The 24,417-nt window shown below is 43.4% G+C and carries 19 protein-coding genes and 1 other annotated feature; of the genes, 13 read left to right on the plus strand and 6 right to left on the minus strand.

Annotated features, from left to right (window positions below; genetic code table 11):
- Positions 1 to 67: 67 nt before the first annotated feature.
- Positions 68 to 323, plus strand: a binding site (T-box leader).
- 248 nt (positions 324 to 571) lie between these two features.
- Positions 572 to 1,723 carry a 2-hydroxyacyl-CoA dehydratase subunit D gene (locus JL57_RS17535; protein ID WP_034143313.1) on the plus strand — a complete coding sequence of 384 codons (1,152 nt, stop codon included), beginning with the start codon at positions 572 to 574 and terminating at the stop codon, positions 1,721 to 1,723.
- A complete protein-coding gene (locus JL57_RS17540) occupies positions 1,716 to 2,915 on the plus strand; it encodes a 2-hydroxyacyl-CoA dehydratase subunit D (RefSeq protein WP_034143314.1) in 1,200 nt (399 codons plus the stop codon). The genes JL57_RS17535 and JL57_RS17540 overlap by 8 nt, the downstream gene beginning before the upstream one ends.
- Before the next feature lie 133 nt (positions 2,916 to 3,048).
- On the opposite strand, the gene JL57_RS17545 is transcribed toward JL57_RS17540, so the two are convergent.
- Positions 3,049 to 4,635, minus strand: coding sequence for a sodium:solute symporter (locus tag JL57_RS17545; protein ID WP_034143315.1), 1,587 nt, complete (start codon positions 4,633 to 4,635; stop codon positions 3,049 to 3,051).
- A gap of 33 nt (positions 4,636 to 4,668) precedes the next feature.
- A complete protein-coding gene (locus JL57_RS36470; protein WP_366557046.1) occupies positions 4,669 to 4,773 on the minus strand; it encodes a symporter small accessory protein in 105 nt (34 codons plus the stop codon).
- Between the two features lie 344 nt (positions 4,774 to 5,117).
- Here JL57_RS36470 and JL57_RS17550 point away from each other — a divergent pair, with 344 nt between their 5' ends.
- The 5 genes from JL57_RS17550 (at position 5,118) to JL57_RS17570 (ending at position 11,891) form a co-directional block, all read left to right on the plus strand.
- Positions 5,118 to 6,467, plus strand: coding sequence for a phenylacetate--CoA ligase family protein (locus JL57_RS17550; protein ID WP_045691614.1), 1,350 nt, complete (start codon positions 5,118 to 5,120; stop codon positions 6,465 to 6,467).
- A 401-nt stretch (positions 6,468 to 6,868) separates the two neighbouring features.
- Complete coding sequence (locus JL57_RS17555) at positions 6,869 to 8,062, plus strand: thiolase family protein (RefSeq protein ID WP_034143316.1); 1,194 nt, start codon at positions 6,869 to 6,871, stop codon at positions 8,060 to 8,062.
- Between the two features lie 48 nt (positions 8,063 to 8,110).
- Positions 8,111 to 8,962, plus strand: coding sequence for a 3-hydroxyacyl-CoA dehydrogenase family protein (locus JL57_RS17560; RefSeq protein ID WP_034143317.1), 852 nt, complete (start codon positions 8,111 to 8,113; stop codon positions 8,960 to 8,962).
- Positions 8,963 to 9,093: 131 nt separating this feature from the next.
- Positions 9,094 to 9,873, plus strand: coding sequence for an enoyl-CoA hydratase/isomerase family protein (locus JL57_RS17565; protein WP_034143318.1), 780 nt, complete (start codon positions 9,094 to 9,096; stop codon positions 9,871 to 9,873).
- A gap of 263 nt (positions 9,874 to 10,136) precedes the next feature.
- Positions 10,137 to 11,891 carry an acyl-CoA dehydrogenase family protein gene (locus tag JL57_RS17570; protein WP_034143340.1) on the plus strand — a complete coding sequence of 585 codons (1,755 nt, stop codon included), beginning with the start codon at positions 10,137 to 10,139 and terminating at the stop codon, positions 11,889 to 11,891.
- A gap of 144 nt (positions 11,892 to 12,035) precedes the next feature.
- On the opposite strand, the gene JL57_RS17575 is transcribed toward JL57_RS17570, so the two are convergent.
- The 4 genes from JL57_RS17575 to iorA (JL57_RS17590) form a co-directional block, all read right to left on the minus strand.
- A complete protein-coding gene (locus JL57_RS17575) occupies positions 12,036 to 12,746 on the minus strand; it encodes a PolC-type DNA polymerase III (protein ID WP_291300222.1) in 711 nt (236 codons plus the stop codon).
- A 206-nt stretch (positions 12,747 to 12,952) separates the two neighbouring features.
- The gene (locus JL57_RS17580) at positions 12,953 to 14,854 is read right to left on the minus strand and encodes a DUF294 nucleotidyltransferase-like domain-containing protein (RefSeq protein WP_034143319.1); all 1,902 of its coding nucleotides are present in this window, start codon (positions 14,852 to 14,854) and stop codon (positions 12,953 to 12,955) included.
- Between the two features lie 180 nt (positions 14,855 to 15,034).
- Entirely contained in the window at positions 15,035 to 15,616 is a 582-nt protein-coding gene (locus tag JL57_RS17585) for an indolepyruvate oxidoreductase subunit beta (protein ID WP_034143320.1), read from the minus strand.
- On the minus strand, positions 15,616 to 17,346 hold the full coding sequence (gene iorA / locus JL57_RS17590; protein ID WP_034143321.1) for an indolepyruvate ferredoxin oxidoreductase subunit alpha: 1,731 nt from the start codon (positions 17,344 to 17,346) through the stop codon (positions 15,616 to 15,618). The genes JL57_RS17585 and iorA (JL57_RS17590) overlap by 1 nt, the downstream gene beginning before the upstream one ends.
- 338 nt (positions 17,347 to 17,684) lie before the next feature.
- Between iorA (JL57_RS17590) and iorA (JL57_RS17595) the strand changes: the two genes are divergently transcribed.
- From iorA (JL57_RS17595) to JL57_RS17620, 6 genes are all read left to right on the plus strand, one after another.
- Positions 17,685 to 19,433: an indolepyruvate ferredoxin oxidoreductase subunit alpha gene (gene iorA, locus JL57_RS17595; protein ID WP_034143322.1), complete on the plus strand. Its 1,749-nt coding sequence runs from the start codon at positions 17,685 to 17,687 to the stop codon at positions 19,431 to 19,433.
- Positions 19,434 to 19,435: 2 nt separating this feature from the next.
- The gene (locus JL57_RS17600) at positions 19,436 to 20,044 is read left to right on the plus strand and encodes an indolepyruvate oxidoreductase subunit beta (protein ID WP_034143323.1); all 609 of its coding nucleotides are present in this window, start codon (positions 19,436 to 19,438) and stop codon (positions 20,042 to 20,044) included.
- Positions 20,045 to 20,160: 116 nt separating this feature from the next.
- Positions 20,161 to 21,444: a phenylacetate--CoA ligase family protein gene (locus JL57_RS17605; RefSeq protein WP_034143342.1), complete on the plus strand. Its 1,284-nt coding sequence runs from the start codon at positions 20,161 to 20,163 to the stop codon at positions 21,442 to 21,444.
- A gap of 107 nt (positions 21,445 to 21,551) precedes the next feature.
- Positions 21,552 to 22,814: a 3-isopropylmalate dehydratase large subunit gene (leuC, locus tag JL57_RS17610; protein WP_034143324.1), complete on the plus strand. Its 1,263-nt coding sequence runs from the start codon at positions 21,552 to 21,554 to the stop codon at positions 22,812 to 22,814.
- 26 nt (positions 22,815 to 22,840) lie between these two features.
- Positions 22,841 to 23,344, plus strand: a complete 504-nt coding sequence (gene leuD, locus JL57_RS17615) for a 3-isopropylmalate dehydratase (RefSeq protein ID WP_034143325.1) — start codon at positions 22,841 to 22,843, stop codon at positions 23,342 to 23,344.
- Positions 23,337 to 24,413: a 3-isopropylmalate dehydrogenase gene (locus tag JL57_RS17620; RefSeq protein WP_034143326.1), complete on the plus strand. Its 1,077-nt coding sequence runs from the start codon at positions 23,337 to 23,339 to the stop codon at positions 24,411 to 24,413. The genes leuD and JL57_RS17620 overlap by 8 nt, the downstream gene beginning before the upstream one ends.
- Positions 24,414 to 24,417: the final 4 nt, after the last annotated feature.

Genomic DNA, 24,417 nt, shown 5'->3' on the forward strand with positions numbered 1-24,417 from the left:
AGTTTGAAAATGTGTATTAACACAAAGCTCATAATCTAATACCATATAGTCAATTGAATAAACATCTGCAAAGACTATGATGGAGAAAAGTAAATTACACGTTAATTTTCAGGGAGGAAGGGTCGCTGACTGAAAGCTCTTCTATAGGTGACAGTAATTGAAGTTCGCTCCGGAGTTGCCATCTGAACGGTTCGCCAAGTAGGATTGGACGGTTCTTCCCCGTTAGGTGAAGGAGGTATCGGAGTTTGTTTCGGCACCTTTGAGAGAGGACTTCTTCGAAGTCAAGTTGGGTGGTAACGCGAGAAATACTTCTCGTCCCTACGGGGTCGAGAAGTTTATTTTTTTACCCTCTTTCATTGTGAACAACAAATTATTCTGTACCTACTGAGTGGACCATTAATTGGTCAAGTTGGGTGGTAACGCGAAAGGCTACGGTTTTCGTCCCAATAGGGTATCGATATATAGTCTTTTTTTGTTGCTATTTTTTAGTATTTGGAGGTGATAGCTACTATTCATATCCTAAGTCATCGGTAGTTTTGAATAATTAGGAGTATATAAGGGGAGGCAAATAATGAGTATTGAGAATTATTTTAATCAATTTGCTGCCGCGGTAGCTTCTCCATATGATGAAGCCCTTAGGCGGAAGGCACGAGGCCAAAAGGTTATTGGCTGGCTGCTGTCTGATGTGCCTGAAGAGTTAATACACGCTGCGGGGGCTTTTCCGGTAGGTATTCTAGGTTCTAACAGTAATATTCGTTTAGCCGATACTCATCTCCAAGTGTGGGCTTGTTCACTTATGCGCAGCTCACTGGAGATGGGTTTGCGTGGGGACCTTGATTTTCTGGACGGTATTCTAATTCCTCATACCTGTGACACAACTAGAATGATGGTGGGTATTTGGCGTAAAACTTGCAAAACTCCCTATATTGAAAACTTCTTAATGCCTAGACAGGTGAACCGTCCCAGCGCCCGAAAATATCTCACTGAAGAATTGGCTCGTTTAAAAACTAATCTTGAACAACAGACCGGAGAAGTTATTACGAATGAAAAAATACAGGCCTCAATTCGAATATTTAACGAGAATCGTAAATTATTACGCCAGATGTTTGAAATCCATACCAGTCATCCGGAACTGATAACTTCACGTAAAGCTTATACCATAATCAAAGCTGCGATGTATATGGATAAGGAGGATCATAGCCAACTTTTGCGTGATCTGATAAAGGATATGGAGCCAAGATTAGCTAAGGCTACAGTTCAGGCTGGTTCCCAAGTTAGACTTGTTATCTCAGGTGGGGTTTGGGAACCACCGGAGATTATGGATTTAATCGAAGAGTCAGGAGGCGTGGTTGTCGGTGATGACTTATTGACTGGGAACCGTTATCTAGGACCGGACGCCGTTGAAGACGGTGATCCTTTAGAAGCGTTAGCGGATCGTCAGCTCAGCAAGATTCCTTTTGGCGGCTATGATAATCCGGAATACGAACGGCGGCGGTTCCTAATCGATTTAGTGCAAAGGTCCAAAGCTCAGGGAATGATCTTTCTCCACCTTAAATTCTGTGAACCGGAGAATTATGATTATAATGATATGCGCGTGGCTCTGGATTTAGCAGGAATTCCAAATATGCGTATTGAGACGGAGTTTACCAATCTTTCCTTAGGTCAGATCAGGACCAGACTGGAAGCTTTTATAGAAATGATCGGGGGGGATTTATTTGAGTGAGCCTTTCAAAACAGCAGGTCTTATGAAAGAATTAATGGCTAAATATTATGCTCGGGGTGAGGAATGCCGCCGAGAGAGTATACCTGTAGTTTGGGTGACAGCAGTTTTCCCAGTCGAAATTGTTTATGCAATGGATCTTTTCCCTTATTATCCAGAGAATTTTGGAGCCTTGGCTGCTGCTCGGAAAGTGGCCGATAAACTCTCCGAGGCAGCGGAAAGCAAGGGTTACTTTCAAGACCTATGCGGCTATGCCAGATGCGGCCTAGGTGATGCTTACACTTCTGAGCATTTGGTAGGACAAATCCTGTCTCCGGATTTGCTTCTGAGCTGTAATACCCAGTGTGGCAGTTTACCCAAGTGGTTTGAAGCAGCCGGCCGTTTTTATAAGGCACCTTATTTTTTGCTGGATTCGCCCCTGATTGAAAACGGAGTATCTGACCATAGTAAAAACTATGTTATTCATCAGCTTCAGGAGATGATTGAATTTCTTGAGGTTAATACAAAGCGTCGTTTTGATTTCGACCGGCTCCAGGAAGTGTTGAAGCTATCCAATGAAGCTTGCCAACTCTGGAATGACTGCTTGGAAATGGCAGCTTTGAAACCCGCCCCGTTCGGTTTTTTTGATGCTTGTTTTCATATGGCTCCGATTGTCACCTGGCGTGGTACTCAAATGGCCGTTGACTATTATCGCCAATTAAAACAGGAGCTAGAGGAACGAGTGGAGAAAAAAATCTATGCGATTCCTAATGAACAGTATAAAATTTACTTTGATCATATTCCAGTCTGGCCACGCTTGCGTTGGTTCTCAGATATGTTTGCTGCCAATAATGCACTGGTGGTTGCATCCCAGTATACCCATTCCTGGGCTATGAAGTTTGACCTCGCTCATCCGCTGCAAACGTTAGCAGAAGTATATTCAGAGTCATTTGTCAACCGAGGTTTTGACTATCGAGTTAAACTAAAATTAGATTTCATAAAACATTACAACTGTGACGGCTTTGTCTTGTTCTCTAATCGTAGTTGTAAGCCCAACTCTTTTGGTCTTTATGACAAAAGAAAACAAATTACTGAACTGACCGGTTTACCTGGTATGGTCTTTGAGGCCGACATGTCGGATACCCGATTTTTGCAAGAGGGACAAGTCCAATCTTTACTTCAAGCATTTTTCGAGCGCCTGGGAAATAAAAAATAGACGGAAGAACGCGCGTGCGTTTTCCGCCAAAACTAAAACTTGTTCGTCATTTATCCACTCGTAAGCCCCCCACTTTCTACAAGCTTTTACAAGCTTTTACAAGCTTCTATAAGTGGGGGTGGGTTCTACGAGTTTACTGTTTTATGGCATTGGTTCTAACATTACTCATAGGTTCAGTTAATAAAGTCACGATAATGAAAATCACAGCACTGGCAGGTAGAGCTACTATCAGTGGATCGATATAACTTAAGGAGCCAGTTCCAGCTAGAGAGACTGTTCCGAAAAGGGCTTTAGTCAAGCCAAAGATTGCCGATTCCTTAGCATTGACAAAGATACACATAAAGAGATAAATAAGGGATCCTGCTATCATACTCCATAGCGCACCGGATCTTGAAGAACGCTGCCACCAAAGTGCTCCTATATACATGGGAAGGAATGCAGCAGCGCAAAGACCGAAGAAGATTGAAGTTCCAATAGCAATAATGCTTCCCGGTAATTGAAAGGACACAAAGACGGTAATCACAAAACCGACAATCAAACCCATCCGGGCTAACCAGATTGTTTTGCCGGAATCGTCTTTACTGGTTTTGCCAAGCAGGTCATAACTGATTGAGGTTGAGATAAAGTGGAACTGGCCGCTCAAGGTCGACATAGCTGCAGCCAGAAGCCCTAGCAAGAAGAAGTAATAAATCCAGGAGGGAAAAGCTTGAGTTAGAAACAAGGGGATGACTTTATCCGTGTTAGGAGGAGCACCTCCGACGGCAGAAGCCATCATAGAAACTTTTTTGGTTGTTTCATAAAAGTAAACATTTGAAAGAGCACCTACTGTAAAGGCGACACCGGTCATGAAAAGAATAAATACCCCACCAAAAGCTAAGGCTCTATTTAATTCTTTGCCAGATTTAACGGTCATATAGCGAACGATGAGTTGAGGTTGAGCTAAAACACCAATTCCAACCCCAAGAACTAAGGTTGATATGACAAACCACCAGTTTTGAGATAGAAACTTAGGCATTGAGGCAAAGCCGACCATGCCCTGTTTAGCTAGCGCCGCAGGGACTAAACTATTCATTGCGTTTAACTTAGCGTGGGCGGCAGAGACTCCACCTAACATCTTATAGGTTAAAATGATTAGCAGGAACATCATAATGAACATCAAAGTGCCCTGGAAGGCATCTGTATAAACAACTCCTCTGAGGCCACCAAAAAAGACATAAGCTAAAACTGCGAGAGAGAGAACCCAGAGTGCGGTAGTATAGTCCATCTTTAAGGTTTGTTCTAAGAATCTTGCACCACCGATCATCACTGCGGCAGCGTAAATGGGTAAGACGATACTCATGAGTGCTGCTGACCAACGGCGAATAAAGATAGATTCATAATGTGATCCTAAGAGGTGAGGAAAAGTAAAGGCTCCGTATTTCTGCCCCAGAGCACGCGTCTTTTTGCCAAAGAAAACAAAGGCAATAAATATTCCTACAAAAATATTGGCGACGGTTAGCCATAACATACTCATTCCAAAAAAACCAGCAGCCCCACCAAATCCTACAATGGCCGAGGTAGAGATAAAGGTTGCCCCATAAGCCATTCCCATGACATAAGGGTGAATATTTCCACCTGCCACCATATAATCCTTCGAAGATTTAGTATGTTTATACCCTAGATAACCTAGGAATGCAACGATCACTACGTAGATAGCCAGAATGGTATAAAAAACGCCCATTGATTAAATCCCCTCCTTCTATACATAGGCTTCTTAATCCTTTTCCCAGTTCATTACTCCATATACTACACAAAGAAGGGCACTGCCGATTGATAAGAGATAAGCAGCTATTACTCCTGGGTCAGTTAACCCTAACATAGATACACCTCCTTTCATGTGGACAATTATCAGAAAATTTAGAATGGTATATTAATTTTATCAAATAATACTGAGTTGTAAAGTCCTGCCAAGTGCTCAGGTAGTCGCTTTAGGGTCCAGAAAACCGTTCACAGTCAAATTACGTCCACTGCCACTTGGGTTAAAACCCATTCAACGGCAGTTTTCCATCGTAAAACCTTTAAAATGAACAGTTGATTTGCTCAAACAATATAATTGCGTGAATATTTGATATATTATGACTAAGATAATTGAGAGGTCACAAAATTTTGGAACCAATTAGTGAACCTAGGTAAGTGATAATGCTAAATAAGGAGGGTCCCTTAATGAGGGTGAGAAGACCTGAACTTGGTGCTAAACAATGTTTAATTTGGGATCGAGAACATGAAACCATGCCGCGATCCAAACTTGAAAAGTTACAACTCGAAAGGCTCAAAAAAACAGTCGAACGATGTTACAGTAGAATTCCATTCTATAAGGAGAAAATGGACGAACTAGGTGTCAAACCCCAAGATATTAAAAGTTTAAAAGACGTAAATAAACTACCCTTTACTACAAAATATGACCTTCGCGACAATTATCCCTTTGAAATGTTTGCAGAACCCATGGACAGAATCGTCCGCATGCATGCTTCGAGCGGCACAACTGGCAAACCGGTTGTCGTTGGTTATACAGCCAAAGACTTAGACACTTGGGCTGAACTAATGGCGCGCGTATATACTTCAGCGGGGGTAACAGATGCTGATATTGTTCACAATAATTATGGCTATGGCCTCTTTACTGGCGGACTAGGTTTTCACTATGGAGCTGAGCGTGTAGGTGCAGCTGTTGTTCCGGTATCTGGTGGACTCAGTAAACGTCAAGTTATGCTCTGGCAAGATCTTGGAGCAACAGTTGTCACTTGTACTCCATCCTATGCCTTAGTACTTGCTGAACAAGCCAAAGAGCTCGGTGTTGATCCTGTTCGGGATCTTAAGCTCAGAGTAGGATTTTTCGGAGCTGAACCTTGGACTATAGAAATGAAACGTAAAATCGAAGAAAAACTCAACTTAGAAGCCTATGACTGTTACGGACTCACTGAAATGATTGGTCCCGGAGTATCATCAGAATGTCCTTATCATAACGGCTTACATATCTGTGAAGACCACTTCTTAGTAGAAACCGTTGATCCTGATACTGGAGAATCTTGCCCACAGGGTAGTCAAGGGGAAATGGTGATTACCTCTCTCACTAAAGAAGGCTTCCCAATCTTGCGCTTTAGAACCAGAGATCGTACCATCATTGATACGGATATCTGTGCCTGCGGACGAACCACAGCTCGCATGAAACGTATCTCCGGACGAACAGACGATATGTTAATTATTAGAGGAGTCAACGTTTTTCCTTCTCAGATCGAGAATGTGATCTTAACCATTAAGGGACTTGAACCCCAATATGTTATTGTTGTGGACCGCGGATCCACCTATATGGATGATCTGGAAGTCCAAGTGGAATGTACAAAAGAATTATTCGCGCAAGGCGCTGAGGCTATGGAAAAGGTGCAAGAAGAGACCGGTTCCGAATTACACCAAATACTAGGCCTCAGTGCCCGTATCAAAGTTGTTGCTCCTAAGACCTTGGAACGTAGTGAAGGTAAAGCTAAACGTGTTATAGATTTTCGAGATCTCGATCACTAAACTGATGTCAAGTAAGTTGGAGCAGATTTTATGCCAAGGCTATCCGGAACTTAAGATTGAGCGTTGAAGGAAGCTCCCAAGCAAAAACGGGATCTTCTGACTTCTATTTTCTAATTGTACTATAGTCGATAATAGTATATAATAAACTTATTATTAAAACGAATATTCGGAAGATTGGAACATAGGGTTAACCGCTCTTACATTTGGAATATTTTTCTATTTCTACATCTAAACTGATGAGTAGAAGGTATATTCTTGAAACCCACAATCTTAATTAAATACAAAGAGGAGGGGATAGATACAGAGAGGAATTCTAAAGGAAGACAAAGCTAATTGAAATGACAAAGGATTAATAATAATAACCCATTAGAAATAATGAATGGATGATGGAGGGGAATCGAATGTATTCAAAAGCGTATATTCCGTATGGTGGTTACTACAGTACACCCTTTGCTCGTTGGCAGGGGAGTCTGCAAAATGAACATGCTGTTGAACTAGCAGGGTCAACAGCCAAAAAATGGCTGGCTACGAAAGAAATTGATCCGAAGATATTTGAGTACCTTGTTTTTGGGAAAACCATTGGACAAATTCATACTTTTTATGATGCCCCTTGGGCGGCCACTCTAATGGGAACACCTGATATTTCTGGCATGCATATTACTCAGGCCTGCTCTACTTCCACGACTGTTCTTAACCAAGCCGCTACAGGTATTGAGACAGGTCTTTACGAAACTTCATTTTGCTTGCTTACAGACCGTTGTTCCAATGGTCCTCTAACAGTCTGGCCTAATCCAAAAGGCCCTGGTGGCGAAATGATTTCGGAAAGCTGGGTTATGGATAATTTTAACGGAGGTCCTTTTAAAGGGGTTGCCATGATTCAGACTGCCGAGAATGTGGTCAAAAAGGCTGGTGGAATTACCAAGGAAGATGTTGATCGAGTTACGGCTAGGCGTTACGAGCAATATCAGGATGCATTGGCTAATGATCGGGCGTTCCAAAAACGTTATATGATTCCAGCGGAATATCAAATAAGTAAAAAGAAAATGGGAATAGTTGAAGCAGATGAAGGTATTACTCCCACAACTCTTGAGAGCTTGACGCCAATGAAACCGGTTATTCCAGGCGGGGTACACTCATTTGGCGCCCAAACCCATCCGGCTGATGGTAATTGTGGACTTATTGTAACCACCAGAGAGAAAGCTCTAAAACTAAGTACCGATAAGAACATCGAAATCCAAATCATGTCCTATGGCTATGCTCGTGCCGAACAGGATCATATGGCGATGGCGGTAGTGCCTGCCTCAAGAATGGCTTTGAAAAATGCTGGTATCGATATCAAGGACATAAAAGCAATCAAATCGCATAATCCATTTACGGCCAATGATTTGTACATGGCTAACGAAATGGGTCTTGATGTTATGACGATGAATAATTACGGCTGTTCACTTGTTTATGGGCATCCCCAGGCACCTACTGCCGGGCGGACAATAATGGAAATGATTGAAGAACTGGTTATTCTAGGCGGTGGCTATGGTCTATTCACAGGATGCGCCGCCGGCGACACTGGTGCAGCCTTAGTTATCAAGGTCTCTTAAGGGGATGTTAAAGATCTCAATAATCTAATTTTTGAGGAGGAATTATTAATGAACATCAAAACAATTGGTGTAGTAGGCGCTGGAACAATGGGTACAGGTATAGCACATTTAGCGGCTATGTCGGGCTATGATGTTATCCTCAGGGACATTGACATGGCTTTTATCGATCGGTCCATAAAAAACATGGATAGGCTTATGTCTCGTTCAGTGGAAAAAGGCAAAATGACGGAAGATGCACGCCAGGCAACCTTGGCTAGAATAAAAGCTACTACAGAGCTCGAAGATCTGGCTTCTGCCGACTTTGTGATTGAGGTTGTTCTTGAAAAAATGGATCTTAAGAGAGAAGTTTTCCAGGCCCTTGATCGGATCTGTCGTCCTGAAGTTATTTTATCAACCAACACTTCTTCGATGTCTATCACGGAAATAGCCGCCACAACAAGCCGTCCGGATAAAGTTTGCGGCATGCACTTTTTCAACCCAGCCCAAATTATGCGGCTCTGTGAAATTATTCGTGGCATTAAGAGTTCTGATGAAACGATTGCTACGGCTACAGAATTAGCAAGGGCCTTTGGCAAAACAACGGTAGAAGTTAAAAAGGATTCGCCGGGATTCATAGTAAACAGGATCATGATTCCGCAGAATGTGGAGGCAGCCCGTCTCTTACAAGAAGGAGTAGCTTCAGTTGAGGATATTGATACAGCGATTAAATTAGGACTTAACTATCCTATGGGTCCTTTTGAATTAATGGATTTTACCGGTGTTGATATCAACCATGCTGTCATGGAATATTTTGCCGATGAGTTTAGGGATAGCCAATATGGCGCACCTCAAATTATCAAGCAAATGGTTCGGGCAGGTAAGCTCGGGAAAAAAAGCGGTGAAGGTTTCTATAAGTATTAATCACAAGTGCCAAGTTTTAGTTCGATAAAGGAACTCTCAGCTGGTTTTCGAACAAAGTCGAGAAGTATCCGGACTTAGCCTTAAAAAGAAGCTTGCCAATAGACAAGCTTCTTGAAGAAAGGGGTATGCCCGTGGCATATGAAGTAATTATTCTCACGAAGGAAGATGGAATAGCGACCATAACCTTAAATAGGCCTCCCATGAATCCCTTGGGTAGCCAAGTGTTTCAGGAGTTGATTCAGGCCATAGACGACATCCAAGCTGATCCTTCTGTCAAAGCGGTTATTATTACTGGTGCCGGAGAAAAAGCTCTGGCAGCGGGTGCAGACATTACAGAAATGGTCAATTTAACTCCTGTGGAAGGTCATACCTTCTGCCAAAATCCCTTTGTTGCCTTAACGAAAATTGAGAGTCTTGGAAAACCAGTTATTGCTGCTATCAACGGTTTATGTCTAGGCGGCGGTACAGAACTAACCCTTGCTTGTGATTTTCGGATTGCTTCAGATACTGCGAAGTTTGGTCAACCCGAGATTAATCTTGGTATCATTCCCGGAGCAGGAGGTACCCAGCGCTTACCTCGCTTGATAGGTACCGCCAAAGCAAAAGAACTGATTTTCCTTGGGGAAATCATAGATGCTAATACTGCTCTAAATATTGGTTTAGTCAATAAGGTTGTTCCCTTGAGTTCTCTTATGGAAGAAGCAGTAAAACTTGCTAAAAAACTTGCTTCAAAGCCTGCGGTTGCTATGAAAATGGCGAAGTCCTCGATTAACATTGGGATGAACCTCGATCTTACTTCAGCCTTAACCTTAGAAATTCAAAATTTCATTTTGACCTTTGCCAGTGATGACCGTAAAGAGGGCATGTCTGCATTTGTAGAAAAACGCAAACCTAATTATACGGATAAATGATTCCAGAGGTCAGTGGTCAGAAGCCAGAGATCAGAGCGAGAGATTTAGGTGGGCAGTTTTACATCAAGCATGAACGTCAAATGTTAAATATCGCACCTTTGAATTCTAACTACGAGTATAGAGTGACAAAGTTCGTGCATCGCGCATCGAAGACGGGGACGTCTCTGTTTTTTGAGATTTCCCGTCTTTTTACTAGGCAGAAAGTATAACTTTCAGTTGTATGCAGTACATTTCGGCGTTTAATGAACACAAGCGAGGTGAAAATCATGAATTTACCTAAAGGGGGAAGTTTTTTACTTAGCCCTACGGATCCTCAAGATATTTTTACCCCTGAAGATTTTACCGAAGAACACAGAATGATAGCCAAAATGGTCAACGACTTTGTCACAGACAGAGTTTTAGCTAGCATGGATGATCTAGAGGCAAAAAAGGAAGGTCTAATTCGTGAACTTTTGGAAGCTGCTGGGGAACTAGGTCTTTTGAGCGCAGATATCCCAGAGGAATATGAAGGTATGGACCTAGACAAAATCAGTTCAACTCTGATTGCTGAAGGATTTGGTCGCTCGGGTTCGTTTGCCATGACCCAAGGTGGCCAAACTGGGATAGGCAGTCTACCGATCGTCTTTTTTGGTAATGCTGAGCAAAAGAAAAAATATTTGCCGGGCCTTGCTAGCGGTGAAAAAATCGGTGCTTATGCATTGACAGAACCAGGAGCTGGCTCAGATGCCTTAGCAGCTAAAACGAAAGCCGTACTCAGTGCTGATGGCCAATTTTATATCTTGAACGGCAGCAAACAGTTTATCACCACTGCTGGAATGGCGGATGTCTTTATTGTCTATGCCAAAATCGACGGAGAAAAATTTACCGCTTTTATCGTTGATGGCAACTCAGACGGGCTGTCTACTGGCGCTGAAGAAAAGAAAATGGGGATCAAAGGCTCCTCTACCCGGGCTGTAGTCTTTGAAGATGTCAAAGTGCCAGTGGGAAACCTCTTGTTCGAAATTGGACGAGGGCATGTCGTGGCCTTTAATGTTTTAAATATGGGTCGTCAAAAGCTGGCGGCAAACTCCGTGGGCCATGCTAAGTTCGCTTTGGAACTGTCAACAACTTATGCTAACGAACGCCAACAGTTTAAAACCCCGATCGCCAACTTCGGACTGATTAAAGAGAAATTAGCCGAAATGGCGATCAGGACTTATGCGATAGAAAGCATGGTTTATCGGACTGGAGGTTTATTGGAAAACATTTTACATAGTATGGACATTTCTGGTGCAGATGGAGGGCAATTAGCTGCCAAAGGGATTGAAGAATATGCCTTAGAATGCTCCATGAACAAAGTGTTTGCCACAGAAGCCTTAGCCTACGTTGTTGATGAAGGCGTGCAAATTCACGGCGGGTATGGCTATATCTCGGAATATCCGATTGAAAGACTGTATAGAGATGCCCGCATTTATCGGATTTTTGAAGGAACGAATGAAATTAATCGTATTTTGATCCCGACGACAATCTTGCGTCGGGTAGCTAAAGGGGATTTAGATCTTAAACAAGCCTTAGAGAAGCTAAAGGAACAACTCAACTCTGGTATAATAACTCGAGAGGGAACAAGAGATCTGGTCCAGGCGGCTAAAGATATCTTTCTTTACATTTTTGGAGCGGGACTCGATAAGTATGGAGATACCCTGCTCAAGCAGCAAGAGATTTTAGGCCGACTGGCTGACTTGGCGATGGGAGCCTTTGCTATGGAAAGTGTTTGGTTAAGAGCACAGAAAGCCCTAGCTAAGCATGGTGAAGCTGGAGTTAAGCTTAAAAACGATCTGACTGATGCTTTCATATATTCTCAAATCGGCAAGTTAGAGCTTATTGCTAAGGAAAGCTTATCCGCTCTAGCAGATGCTGAAACTCTTGAGGCGTTAGTTTTAGACCTTAAGAAATTAGTGGTTTATACTCCGCGGAATGTTATTGCCTTAAGACAAGAGATTGCCGCTGCAGTCATTGCAGAGGGTAAGTATGTTGTCTGATTATGATTAGAGTGAATAAGCAACACCCACTAATCTAAGTGGGTGCCTTGAACGTGGATAAAATTAAGAATTTTGATCAATTAAAAGAGCCTTCAAAGTTGAAGGCTCTTAATTATCGTGGTTCTTAAACTATTTACTATTTTCTTAGATTAAATGTTTAAACATTAGATGATTGGCCAGCTGATAAGTAGTCTCTATTCCCAACTTGTATAAACTGTCCAGCATTTTTGTGTAAATTTGGGCGGTAATAAGGGCATCCCCAAGGGCAGTGTGCCTTCCTATAGGGTCAATATTGTAATATTTAGCTAAAGAATCCAGAGAACGAAGGTTTTCCTCGCTAGGAAAAAGTAATTTTGCCAGTAGAAGAGTGTCGATAGTGGGTGTATTAAGCCTATGACCACAATATCTACGAAGTTTTATATTAATAAAGTTTAAATCAAAAGACGCAGTATGAGCGATTAAGGGGGAAAGCCCTTTGAATTCTAAAAATTTGTCTAATACAGTTAAGACATCTGAGCTATCAGCAACCATTTCATCGGTAATTCCAGTAATCTCTGTAGCAATTGTCGGAATAGAGCGATTGGGGTTAACAAATTCTGAGAAACAAGATTCGGTGATTAGGCCGTTTTCAATGGCTACGGCACCTACGGAGATGATCTCGTCCTTTTTATTATAACAAAAACCGGTTGTTTCGGTATCGAAAACTACGAACCGACTACTATCTAAGCGATATTCCGGCCAAGTTTGGTGTCTTAAGATGGTAACCTTATCATGCAAGCTGTTTAATCCCGGTGAGCTGAGTAGATAGGGGTCCATGGGGCTCTTTTTAACTAGTTTAAGCAAAATTGTAAACAAGATACATTTCCTCCTAAATTAGATACCAGATGCCTGAAAACAGAGACCAGAAGACAGATGCCAGAGATTAGAGGCTAGAGGTCAGAATCCAGTAGTCGGATGTCAGAAGCTAAAAATCAAAATCAGCAATTCGGGCTACTTCAGAAGCTGTAGTTTGAAGCTCGAAGGTGATAAGTGTTTCGTGCATCGTGCTTCGAGCATCGATATTACAGATAGCCTTCCACCCTAAAGCTAGAACCGGTAAATGTCTGCAAGCGGTCTATCGCGATAAGACTCTCGCGTAGTACTGTGCGTTGTCTTTTGCTTAGGTCACTTGGTTTAAGGTAGTTATCTGGAACAAGTCCTTGACTCAACTTCTGCAAGTTTCCCCGGATCCGAAACATCATTAGAGAAAGGTAAGCAGCTTCATAATACTCAGCATCATCGGCAGATATTGCCTCGAGTGAGACGAGTTTATTTAATCTAGCCAGAGTTGAGGTATCAAGAATGCCTTCACGCATTGCAAAAATACGTATGCAGTCAACAATATGAACACAGGCGGAACCCTTGATATCGACCTCATCCTTATGTCCTTGCTTTTTGTCTAAAATAATTTGCTTGAAGAGCCCTAATGGTACTCTGGTTTGAAGATCATCTTTAGCCATATGGTGAAGAATCGAGGGGGCTAAGCGGAAAAGACGATGGGCGAAATCCCGTAATTCTTGGGCCAGTTTTTCCTGTCCATAAACCGCTCGGAAATCCAAGAAAATTGTAAATTTCCGAAAGGAATCCTCCGTAGGTGTGAAAATCCAACTGTCACCAGAAGTTTTCCAAGCCTGTAGAGATTGACACCAATCTGGGTTACTGGCCATGATGTTATGTTGGCACTTGGGAAAGCCAGCTTCTTCAAGTCCATTAACGACAAAATTCGCTAAAGTGAGGAAATACTCTTTGATTGCTTGTTCTTGATCTAGTGGTGGTTCGGCATAGATAAGGGCGTTGTCTTGATCAGAAGAGAGAGTCTGTTCTTTGCGCCCACCGCTTCCCAAGGTTAACCAGCAGTAATCAAGTGGGGGTAAGCCTAAACCGCATTTTTCTAGCGCTTCTTCGGCTAAAACTAAGAGGCGACGGGTAATAAGGTCATTGAGTTCTGAAACAACCTCGCAGATCTCATTAGCAGAAGCCTTATCCGACACCATATTAACAGTAACCTTCTGGATAAGTTTAGCAGCATGACTAAGTTCGGTAGTGGTTTTAGCTGATTCAATTCTGCTGACAATGCTCAGAGTACTGGTTTTTCGCAACCGCGTAAGGTCTCCCATTGTGATAACCCCAAGAGGAAATCCATTTTCGGCTATTAAGATATACTTGTCATGGCGCTTAATCATCGTTAATAACGCCTCATAAAAAAATGCATCGGGTGGTAAGGTGGGGGGAGTCTTATCCATAATGTCTGAGGCAAATACAATGGCAGGATTACAATCTAAAGCTAGGACTTTATTAATTAAATCTCTTTCACTGACTAAGCCCAAAAGTTTCCCGGTTGTCCCTATAATTACGATAGTGCTAATATGTTGCTGCGAAAAAATTCTAGCAACTTGACTGATCGGTGTTGAAGGGGAACAAGTCATAACTGGTGTTGACATAATATCTTTAAGTCGATGTTTAAAGGGTTCAGAGCTATGTCCGTAAGAGTCAAACGGTTGCTCTTGGACCATTTGGTCGTACATATCTCGAAGACGTTGAGTTAAAATATTACTGAAAAAACCAGCAAAGTTGTTCTGGGTTTGAAGTAAATCCTCGAAGATCTCCTTTTTCAATAAATAGCACGTCAATTCTTCTACAGCCTTTACAGATGCAGGGTAAGTTTTACCAGTCAATATAGATTCTCCAAAAAGATCTCCTGCGTAGCGTAAGGATAGCACATTGGAGCTAGGGTTATCACCTTCTGCAATTATTCCTGCGGTACCGGCTATAATAATTAGCAAAAAGCCGATCGATGGTTGGCCTTTAGTAAAGATGAAGGTATCTTTAGCATAGGTTTTGAGAATGAGCTTTGGCATTAAATCCGCTATAACCTCGTCAGATAAAGTATTAAAGGGTGGAAAATCGAGTGATGGATAAATCACTTGCCAGCCTCCCTAATTCAGAATAATCAGTTATTTAATATTATTATTATATACCCTGGCTATTACTAGAACAATACCATATTCCAAGCAAAAGGTCGTCGCGCAAAAGTACGCAACGACCTTATTTAGTATAACTTTAAAATAGTATGTCGGAAATTGAGATGTCAAATAAGTTACGAATTACTTTACTAGGGCAACCCCAGAAGCAAAGGCTCTTTTATTCAATTCCAGCAGCTTGGCTGGGATTTTTTCTACAAGGGCACTTTGCCAGGCATCCTCTGGGAAATCCATATACTGAGAGAGGACACCCATTAACACAACATTTGTGGCTTTGGCATTGCCAGCGTCGGAAGCTAGTTTTAGTCCGTCCAATTCGACAAAACGCTCAACTCGACCTTTGAGATCGACAAGGATAGTCTCTGGATAAGTTGCAGATCCGATGAGTACAGGTAAAGGTACTATCTTTTGAGTGTTAACAATTAAGACCCCATCTTTTTTCAAGTAGTGAGACCAACGATAGGCTTCCAATTGTTCAAAGGCGATCAAAAAGTCGGCTTCTCCTGGTTCAATAACCGGAGAGTAAACGTCTTCCCCCATGCGAACTTGAGTAACTACTGATCCACCTCGTTGGGCCATACCGTGGATCTCAGACATTTTAACCTGGTAACCTTCGGCTAGTGCGACATGGGTTAAAATTTTGGAGGCTAGAATAGTCCCTTGTCCTCCTACTCCGACGAGTAAAACATTAATTATCTTAGACATTAAGCATCACCAGCCTTTCTCAAGGCATCAAATTTACAGACGTTTATACATAGGCCACACCCTGTGCATAGGGCTTGGTCTACTAGGGCTGTCTTGTTTTCTTCGTCAAAGGAGAGCGCTGGGCAACCAAGTTTCAAGCACATTTTGCAGCCTGTGCAGTCTTGGACTTGAAGAGGTTTTTCCGTATTTTTGATAATCAGTGCACAAGGCCGTCTGGCAATAATCACCGAGGGTTCAGGGGCTGCTATTTCGGTCTTGATAACTTCTTTAACGTTTGCTAGGTCAAAGGGATCAACTTCGGTAACCCGTTTTACGCCCAAAGCCTTGCACAAGGCAACAAAGTCGACTTGAGGAGCTGGTTGCCCCATGAGAGTCTTGCCTGTAGACGGGTTTTCTTGGTGGCCTGTCATGGCTGTAATGGAATTATCCAGAATTACGGTGGTCGTGTGTCCCCCATTATAAACCACATCCATCAGACCAGTAACACCTGAATGGAGGAAGGTGGAATCTCCGATGACAGCAACCATCTTTTCCGCCATTTCTGGATGAGCTTTCTCCATTCCTAAAGCTCCAGATATCGAGGCACCCATGCAGATACAAGTATCCATGGCCTCGAGGGGAGCCATGGTTCCCAGGGTATAACAGCCAATATCGCCAGAAACAACAAGTTTGAGTTGCTTAAAGGTGTAGAACATTCCGCGATGTGGGCAGCCTGGGCACATGACCGGGGGTCTAAATGGGGAGTCAAAGGGTTTGGCGAGGGGTATTCCATTTTGGCCCGTAACCTTTTCCGAAATCATTCGAACGGTGAGTTCTCCATAAGGCGGGAAAAGTTCCTTGCCAATGACATCGATGCCTAAAAGACGAATTTCTTTTTCCAGATAGGGCTCTAATTCTTCAATGACATAGAGCTTGTTGACTTTGGCTGCGAATTCTTTAATTAAGCCTGAAGGCAAAGGATTGGTTAGACCTAATTTGAGGATGGAAGCCTGAGGCAGGGCCTCTTTGACATATTGATAGGAGATGCCAGAGGTGATGACACCGACGGTCGGATCCTTCATCTCCATATAGTTGACTGCCACAGTTTCCGAATAGGTGGCTAGTTTCTGCATTCGCTCTTCAACGATTAAGCGGCGAGCCCGCCCGTGTCCAGGTAGCATAACGTACTTGCGCGGGTCCTTCTCATAAGGTTTGACAACTCGTTCCATCGGCTCCTTAAGTTCTACTAAACTTTGGGAATGTGCTATCCGAGTTGTGATTCGTAACATGACTGGGGTATCAAAGGCTTCAGAAATTTCCATAGCCAAGCCAACCATGTCTTTAGCCTCTTGGGAGTTCGAGGGTTCTAACAGAGGTATCTTGGCAAAAGCCGCGTATAGCCTATTGTCCTGTTCATTTTGTGAAGAGTGCATTCCTGGATCATCGGCTGATATTAAGACTAAGCCAGCTCGCGTGCCGGTATAAGCTACAGTGAAAAGTGGATCGGCAGCTACATTGACACCTACCATTTTCATGGTAACAATGGCACGAGCACCTGCAATAGCTGCGCCAATGCCTACTTCCATGGCTACCTTTTCATTAGGCGACCACTGACAATAAACTTCTGGGTATTTAACAATATTTTCGAGGATTTCTGTGCTTGGTGTGCCAGGATAGGCTGCAGCAACGCTGATACCATATTCGTAGACACCCCGAGCAATTGCATCATTACCTGTCATTAATGTTTTCATGCCTTTTCTTGTCCCCCCCTTTTAGTGGAAATGTAGCATAATTTTTCCGAACATTTTAAAAACAAGTTCTTATAGTATTTTAACCCACAAAATAGAAAGCTGTAAAGAGACTAGTAGGTTGATTATTGAAGATACACCACCTTGTATACTGATCACCCTCCAAAACAACCGTTCACGGGTAATTCAGTTTTCGTTAACAGTGGGTTATTAACCGTAGAACCTAAATTAAGTACAGTTCATGGCTCGACTATGTAAAAAGATTGAATATTTTGATATATTAGAATTATCTAAAAGGGATAATTTGGCTAGATTTAAGCCAATGAGGAGGTTAAAGAAAAATGACGCAAGATGCCGGCCAACGGATGCTTATGGCAGGCAACAATGCCATCGCCCGAGGAGCTTATGAGGCAGGAGTCTATTTCGCATCGGGTTATCCTGGTACCCCCAGCACAGAAATACTTGAAGTTATATCCCAATATCCTGAAATCAAAGCTCAGTGGGGAGCGAACGAAAAAGTAGCCTTTGATGAAGCTATGGGAGTGGCCATGTCTGGCAAACGTGCTTTATGCTCGATGAAATACGTCGGACTTAACGTTGCAGCAGATTCTTTCATGGTATTCCCGTTTTCTGGAACAATTGGTGGATTTGTAGTCATCTCAGCCGATGACCCAGGGATGTATTCGTCCCAAAATGAACAAGACAATCGCTATTTTGCTAGATTAGCACAAATACCTATGATCGAACCAAGTGATCCTCAAGAAGCCAAAGATTATCTAAAACTCGCTTACGAACTGAGCGAGAAATTCTCGACCCCCGTGCTTTTCAGGACATCCATGAGGGTTTCACACAGTAAAGGGATGGTAACTCTGGGCGAACGTAGTGAAGTAGGGGAAACTAAAGGCTTTGTTAAAGACGTACCTAACTGGGTAGTGCCCATTTTTGCTAAAGCGCTTAAAGCCAAACTGGATGCTAAATTCGAAGCAATTAGCGCGTTTGTTGAGACTTATTCCTACACTCGTATCGAGGAAGGGAACAGTAAAATAGGGGTTATCACTAGTGGGGCCTCCTACACTTATACTAAAGAACTACTTCCAGAGGCTAGCGTACTTAAACTAGCGATCACCTATCCCTTACCAAAGCAAATGATCCTCAATTTCTGTGCCCAATACGATAAAGTCTACATTATTGAAGAACTGGATTCTTTCATCGAAGACCAAATCCGAGCTTGGGGAGTCACCAATATCAGCGGCAAAGATATCTTCCCCCGCACCGGCGAATTCAGCCCAGACGTTTTAGGTAAATGCTTATTCAACGAACAACCTGTCAAGGACTTTTCCAATGAATTTAACATCATCAGCCGCCCCCCACAACTTTGTGCAGGCTGTCCACATCGAGGAGCCTACCTCGCCCTCAAAAAATCGGGAGCCTTAGTCACCGGAGATATTGGCTGTTACACACTAGGCGCCCTACCACCCTTAGGGGCAATGCATACCTCCTTTGCCATGGGAACCTCAATTGGTAACGCCTTTGGCTTTGAACTTGGAGGAATGAACAAAGTTGCAGCAGTCATTGGAGATGCGACCTTTATTCATGGCGGAATGCCGTCCCTAATTGACGTTGTTTACAACGGCGGCAACACCACCATCGTCATTCTGGATAACAGTACCACTGGTATGACGGGTCACCAAGAACATCCTGCGACAGGACTCACCCTTCAAGGGAAAGCAGTCCCCAAATTAGACTTAGTAAACCTCGTTAAAGCCCTTGGCGTTCAACATGTTCAAGTGGCCGATCCCTTTGATCAAAAAGCAATGAACCAAGCCATTAAAGAGGCTCTCGACCATGAGGGACCCTCTGTTGTCATCACGAACAGACCTTGTATCTTCGCTCGTGGCGAAAAGCAAAGACCCAAAACACCCTATGTCATCGACTTCGATAAATGTAATCAGTGCGGGGCTTGTCAACGTATCGGTTGCCCAGCAGTATTACCTGGAGAACAAGCACTCATTGATGATGTATCCTGCACAGGCTGTTCATTATGTGCCCAAGCCTGTAAATTTGACGCCATTCACTTAAAGGGGGAATAAAAATGTCAAAGGTAACGAACGTACTCCTCTGTGGCGTCGGAGGGCAAGGCGTACTTCTGGCCAGTGAAGTTCTCGCTTTAGTTGCTGCCGAGGAATATGCCCAAGTTAAACAAACAGAAGTACATGGGGTAGCCCAACGAGGAGGGAGCGTGGTCAGTCATCTACGCTTCGGTGACCAAGTTTACTCACCCACCGTCCGCACTGGTACTGGGGATATCTTAGTAGCCTTTGAAAGGCTTGAAGCAGTACGTTACGGACATTATCTCAAACCAGGGGGTCTGATGCTGATCAATGACATTGAAGTCATGCCTGGTCAGATGGGTGAATATCAACCTTATCCCACCGGAATCATGGAATTTGTTCAAAGTAAAGGCTTTCAAATCCAAGAAATTCTGGCTACATCCCAAGCTAAAGCCCTAGGCAATCCTAAAGTCAGCAGTCTAATCATTCTGGGGGCTCTTTCCGCTCACTTGGATCTTTCCCAGCAAGCTTGGGAAAGAGTTATTCGGAAACGTATTCCGCCAAAACTTGTCGATATCAACCTACAGGCCTTTAAAGCAGGCAAAGAAATGGCCCAAGCAAGGGCTCAAGCAGCCATAGCGAAAGACTAGTTTCTCACATCAAGTGAAGACTGAGACACTAAGAGTAGTTAAGGAGGGTTCAGACGGTGGAAAAACCTGCGCCTGACGCTAAACAATGCTTAATCTGGGACCACGAACATGAGACTATGCCGCGCCCGAAACTGGAAGAGTTACAACTGCAAAGACTCCAAGCAACAGTCCAGCGTTGTTACACTAAAGTACCGGCCTATCAAGAGAAAATGGACGCTTTAGGAGTTAAACCCGAAGATATCAAAAGTCTTAAAGATATTACTAAATTACCCTTTACCACCAAAAATGACCTTCGCGATAATTATCCTTTTAAAATGTTCGCCGAACCAATCGCTAAGATCGTTCGCATGCACGCTTCAAGTGGCACCACCGGTAAACCGATCGTGGTGGGCTATACAGCCAACGACATCAATAGTTGGTCTGAATTGATGGCTCGAGTGTACACTTCTGGTGGAGTTACCAATGCCGATATTGTGCACAACTCTTATGGTTATGGACTCTTCACTGGTGGCATGGGAGCTCACTATGGAGCGGAACGTGTTGGAGCAGTAGTCATTCCAGTATCTGGAGGGCTTACTAAACGCCAAGTAATGCTTTGGCAAGATTTTGGGGCAACAGTCCTGATGGCTACCCCATCCTATGCCTTAGTACTGGCTGAACAAGCCAAGGAAATGGGTGTCGATCCACCGCGGGATCTTAAACTTAAAGTAGGCTTTTTTGGGGCTGAACCTTGGACGATGGAAATGAAACGTGAAATCGAAGAAAAACTCAACATTGAGGCCTTCGATATCTACGGGCTTACCGAAATGATGGGCCCAGGAGTATCGTTTGAATGCCCCTATCACGATGGATTGCACATTTCCGAAGATCATTTCATAGTAGAGACCGTCGATCCAGATACAGGAGAGTCTCTACCACTTGGGAGCTTAGGTGAAATGGTCCTGACCTCCCTTACGAAAGAAGCTTTCCCAGTCCTGCGCTATAGAACAAGAGATCGAACCATTATCGATAGGTCAAGCTGTGCCTGCGGGCGCACTACAGCTCGTATGAAGCGTATCACTGGACGTACTGACGATATGTTAATAATTCGAGGCGTCAACGTTTTCCCTTCTCAGATTGAAAGTGTGATTTTAACGATTAAGGGACTGGAACCCCAATATGTCATCGTTGTGGACCGCGGAGCAAGCTATATGGATGACCTGGAAGTCCTCGTGGAATGTACCCATGAATTACATGCCCAAGGGGATGAGGCCATGAAAAAGGTACAAGAACACATAGGTGCTGAATTACAGCAAGTACTAGGCCTCAATGCCCGGATTAAAGTTGTTGCTCCCAAGACTTTGCTGCGTAGTGAAGGTAAAGCTAAGCGAGTAGTGGACCTTCGAGAACACAATAACTAAACCGAATACTTGGTGAAGCAGACCTTTGAAATGAAAACTCACTTATCGAAGTGGAAGTCTTAATGCGGATAAAAGAAATGTGAAATCAAGAGGTGGTGAAGCTCACTATGTCTATGACTATGACAGAAAAAATTCTAGCCGCTCACGCTGGGTTAAGCGAAGTACGTCCCGGTCAGATCATTAACGCTAAAGTGGACTTAGTCTTGGCCAATGAACTATCAGCTATCGTAGCTATCGAAGAGTTTGGCAAAATTAAAGGGGCTAAGAACGTCTTTGATCCTCAAAAACTTGTCATCATCCCGGATCACTTTACCCCCAATAAAGATATTCAATCCGCCAGAGTTGCCAAAAAGGTCCGAGAGTTTGCTCTAGCACATAACACCTTGTACTACGAAGTAGGCCGAATGGGTATTGAACACGTCCTACTTCCAGAACAAGGCTTGGTACGCCCGGGCCAACTGGTCATTGGTGGAGATTCTCATACTTGTACCTATGGAGCGTTAGGTATGGTCGCTACCGGAGTAGGATCAACTGATATCGCTGTGGCGTGGGCCTTAGGAGAAGTTTGGCTAAAGGTTCCACCCACGATCAAGATTGAATTTAAAGGGAAGAAAAGACCTTGGGTTTCTGGTAAAGATATGATTCTCTACATGATTGGACGTTTAGGTGTGGATGGGGCTATCTATAGTGCTTTAGAATTCTGCGGAGAGGCCATAGAGGAACTCAGCGTAGCAGAACGATTGACAATGGCTAATATGGTGATTGAAGCAGGCGCAAAAAATGGTATTTTTGCGGTAGATGCTAAAACTGAGGCCTATGTCAAAGCAGCCACCAATCAACCTTATACGGTTTATACAAGTGATCCAGATGCTAACTTTGCTCAAACCATCGTTTTTGATATGGCCGATATCGAGCCCCAAGTTGCCTTCCCACATTTACCTTCGAACACAAAACCTATCTCTCAAGTGGGTGAAGTATCTATCGATCAAGCGGTGATCGGCTCCTGTACCAACGGACGGATTGAAGACCTGCGTATCGCCGCCGGACTTCTAAAAGGGAAAAAAATCCATCCGCGAGTACGCTGCATCATCATCCCAGGTACCCAAAAAGTCTACCTTGATGCGATGAAGGAAGGACTATTGGAGACCTTTATTCAAGCAGAATGCGTTGTTTCTACCCCAACCTGTGGTCCTTGTGTAGGAGGACATATGGGTATTTTAGCTGATTGGGAGCGTTGTGTATCCACCACCAATCGCAACTTTGTCGGCCGTATGGGTCATGTCACTAGTGAGATATACCTAGCTAGCCCAGCTGTAGCAGCAGCCTCAGCCTTAAGTGGCAGATTAGCAGACCCTGGTCAACTAGAATAATCGCTAAGAACGGAGGGGAAACGACGATGATTGAAGGAGAAGTCTGGAAGTTAGGTCGGGATATTGATACCGATCTGATCATAGCAGGCCGTTATTGTAATATATCTGATCCTGCAGAATTAGCGAAGTATGTGTTAGAGGACTTAGATCCAAACTTTGTCAAAACATTTAGACCCGGAGATGTGATCGTAGCTGACAATAACTTTGGTTGTGGTTCATCTCGAGAAGTGGCGCCTCTGACCTTAAAAGCTGCCGGAGTGGCGGCCGTAGTTGCCCCAACATTTGCTCGGATCTTCTATAGAAATTGTATAAATATTGGACTACCTATTTTTGAAATTTCGGACGTGGCTAAAGACTTTGAAAAAGGTCAGCAAATCAGTATAGACCCGCTGACCGGAAAAGTAACCAATCTCACGACGGGAATAACGTTCCAAGCAGCTCCATTTCCCGCTTTTATGCAGAAGATTATGGATGCCGGTGGGCTTGTGGCCTATGCAGGTGAACGATTGGGGGGAGCTAAAGATGAATAAAGACAATCCACGCAACTTTCGATTTGGAGTTATTGGTGGGGATGGAGTAGGCCCAGAGGTTGTCGCCGAAGGACTTAGGGTTTTGGAAGTTGTAGCTCGACAACAGGGGTTTTCCTATGAATTGACTCATTATCCATATTCGACCAATCACTATCTGAAAACCGGAGAGACCATGCCAGAATCAATATTAGATGAATACAAAACGATGGATGCACTTTACCTTGGAGCCCTAGGTGATCCACGAGTAGAGCCAGGCTTTATCGAGCGCCCCATTATCATGGGAATGCGTTTTGGATTAGATCTCTATATTAATCTGCGCCCGATCAAACTGTACGCAGAGCAATTTTGTCCTCTTAAAGGCAAAAAGCCAGAAGATATTGATATGGTTATTATTCGTGAGAATACAGAAGATGCCTATTCTGGTTTAGGTGGAATCTTTAAGAAGGGCACTCCAGATGAAGTCGCCATAGCCGAAATGGTGTTCACCCGTAAAGGGTGCGAAAGGGCTATTCGTTATGCTTTTGAATTAGCCAGAAAACGCAATAAAAAGAAAAAGGTAACCTTAATCGATAAGGCGAATGCGATACGAGCTATGGATCTTTGGACTAGAACCTTCGAAGAAGTCGGTGCAGAATATCCTGATATTCAAAGGGAACACGCCTATATAGATGCTGCTTGTATGTGGATGGTTAAAAATCCAGAATGGTTTGATGTGGGCGTTACCAGTAATTTATTCGGTGATATTATCACAGATATTGGCGCGATGATCCAAGGTGGACTCGGTATAGCTGCTTCAGGGAATATCCATCCAGGTAAGGTTTCCATGTTTGAACCGATTCATGGTTCTGCTCCAAAATATGCGGGTCTTAATGTCGCTAATCCAATGGCCGCGATTGCTGCTATGGCTATGCTTTTGGACTATATTGGAGAAACAGAAGCCTCTGTCAAAATTGACAAAGCCCTCCAAAATTTGTTGATGTCTGGCAAGGTTCCCTCCTTGGGCGCAGATTCAGGACTTTCTACCAGTCAAATCGGTGATTTTGTCATCGAAATATTAACGAGGGGGTAGGGTT

Source organism: Desulfosporosinus sp. BICA1-9, assembly GCF_000802135.1.

What these genes read in the sequence shown, in the direction of transcription:
- iorA (WP_034143321.1), bottom strand. Translation starts at nt 17,346, where the DNA reads ATGAAAACATTAATGACAGGTAATGATGCAATTGCTCGGGGTGTCTAC.
- JL57_RS17600 (WP_034143323.1), top strand. Translation starts at nt 19,436, where the DNA reads ATGTCAAAGGTAACGAACGTACTCCTCTGTGGCGTCGGAGGGCAAGGC.
- leuC (WP_034143324.1), top strand. Translation starts at nt 21,552, where the DNA reads ATGTCTATGACTATGACAGAAAAAATTCTAGCCGCTCACGCTGGGTTA.
- JL57_RS17560 (WP_034143317.1), top strand. Translation starts at nt 8,111, where the DNA reads ATGAACATCAAAACAATTGGTGTAGTAGGCGCTGGAACAATGGGTACA.
- iorA (WP_034143322.1), top strand. Translation starts at nt 17,685, where the DNA reads ATGACGCAAGATGCCGGCCAACGGATGCTTATGGCAGGCAACAATGCC.
- leuD (WP_034143325.1), top strand. Translation starts at nt 22,841, where the DNA reads ATGATTGAAGGAGAAGTCTGGAAGTTAGGTCGGGATATTGATACCGAT.
- JL57_RS17585 (WP_034143320.1), bottom strand. Translation starts at nt 15,616, where the DNA reads ATGTCTAAGATAATTAATGTTTTACTCGTCGGAGTAGGAGGACAAGGG.
- JL57_RS17605 (WP_034143342.1), top strand. Translation starts at nt 20,161, where the DNA reads ATGCCGCGCCCGAAACTGGAAGAGTTACAACTGCAAAGACTCCAAGCA.
- JL57_RS17550 (WP_045691614.1), top strand. Translation starts at nt 5,118, where the DNA reads ATGAGGGTGAGAAGACCTGAACTTGGTGCTAAACAATGTTTAATTTGG.
- JL57_RS17555 (WP_034143316.1), top strand. Translation starts at nt 6,869, where the DNA reads ATGTATTCAAAAGCGTATATTCCGTATGGTGGTTACTACAGTACACCC.
- JL57_RS17545 (WP_034143315.1), bottom strand. Translation starts at nt 4,635, where the DNA reads ATGGGCGTTTTTTATACCATTCTGGCTATCTACGTAGTGATCGTTGCA.
- JL57_RS17620 (WP_034143326.1), top strand. Translation starts at nt 23,337, where the DNA reads ATGAATAAAGACAATCCACGCAACTTTCGATTTGGAGTTATTGGTGGG.
- JL57_RS17535 (WP_034143313.1), top strand. Translation starts at nt 572, where the DNA reads ATGAGTATTGAGAATTATTTTAATCAATTTGCTGCCGCGGTAGCTTCT.
- JL57_RS36470 (WP_366557046.1), bottom strand. Translation starts at nt 4,773, where the DNA reads ATGTTAGGGTTAACTGACCCAGGAGTAATAGCTGCTTATCTCTTATCA.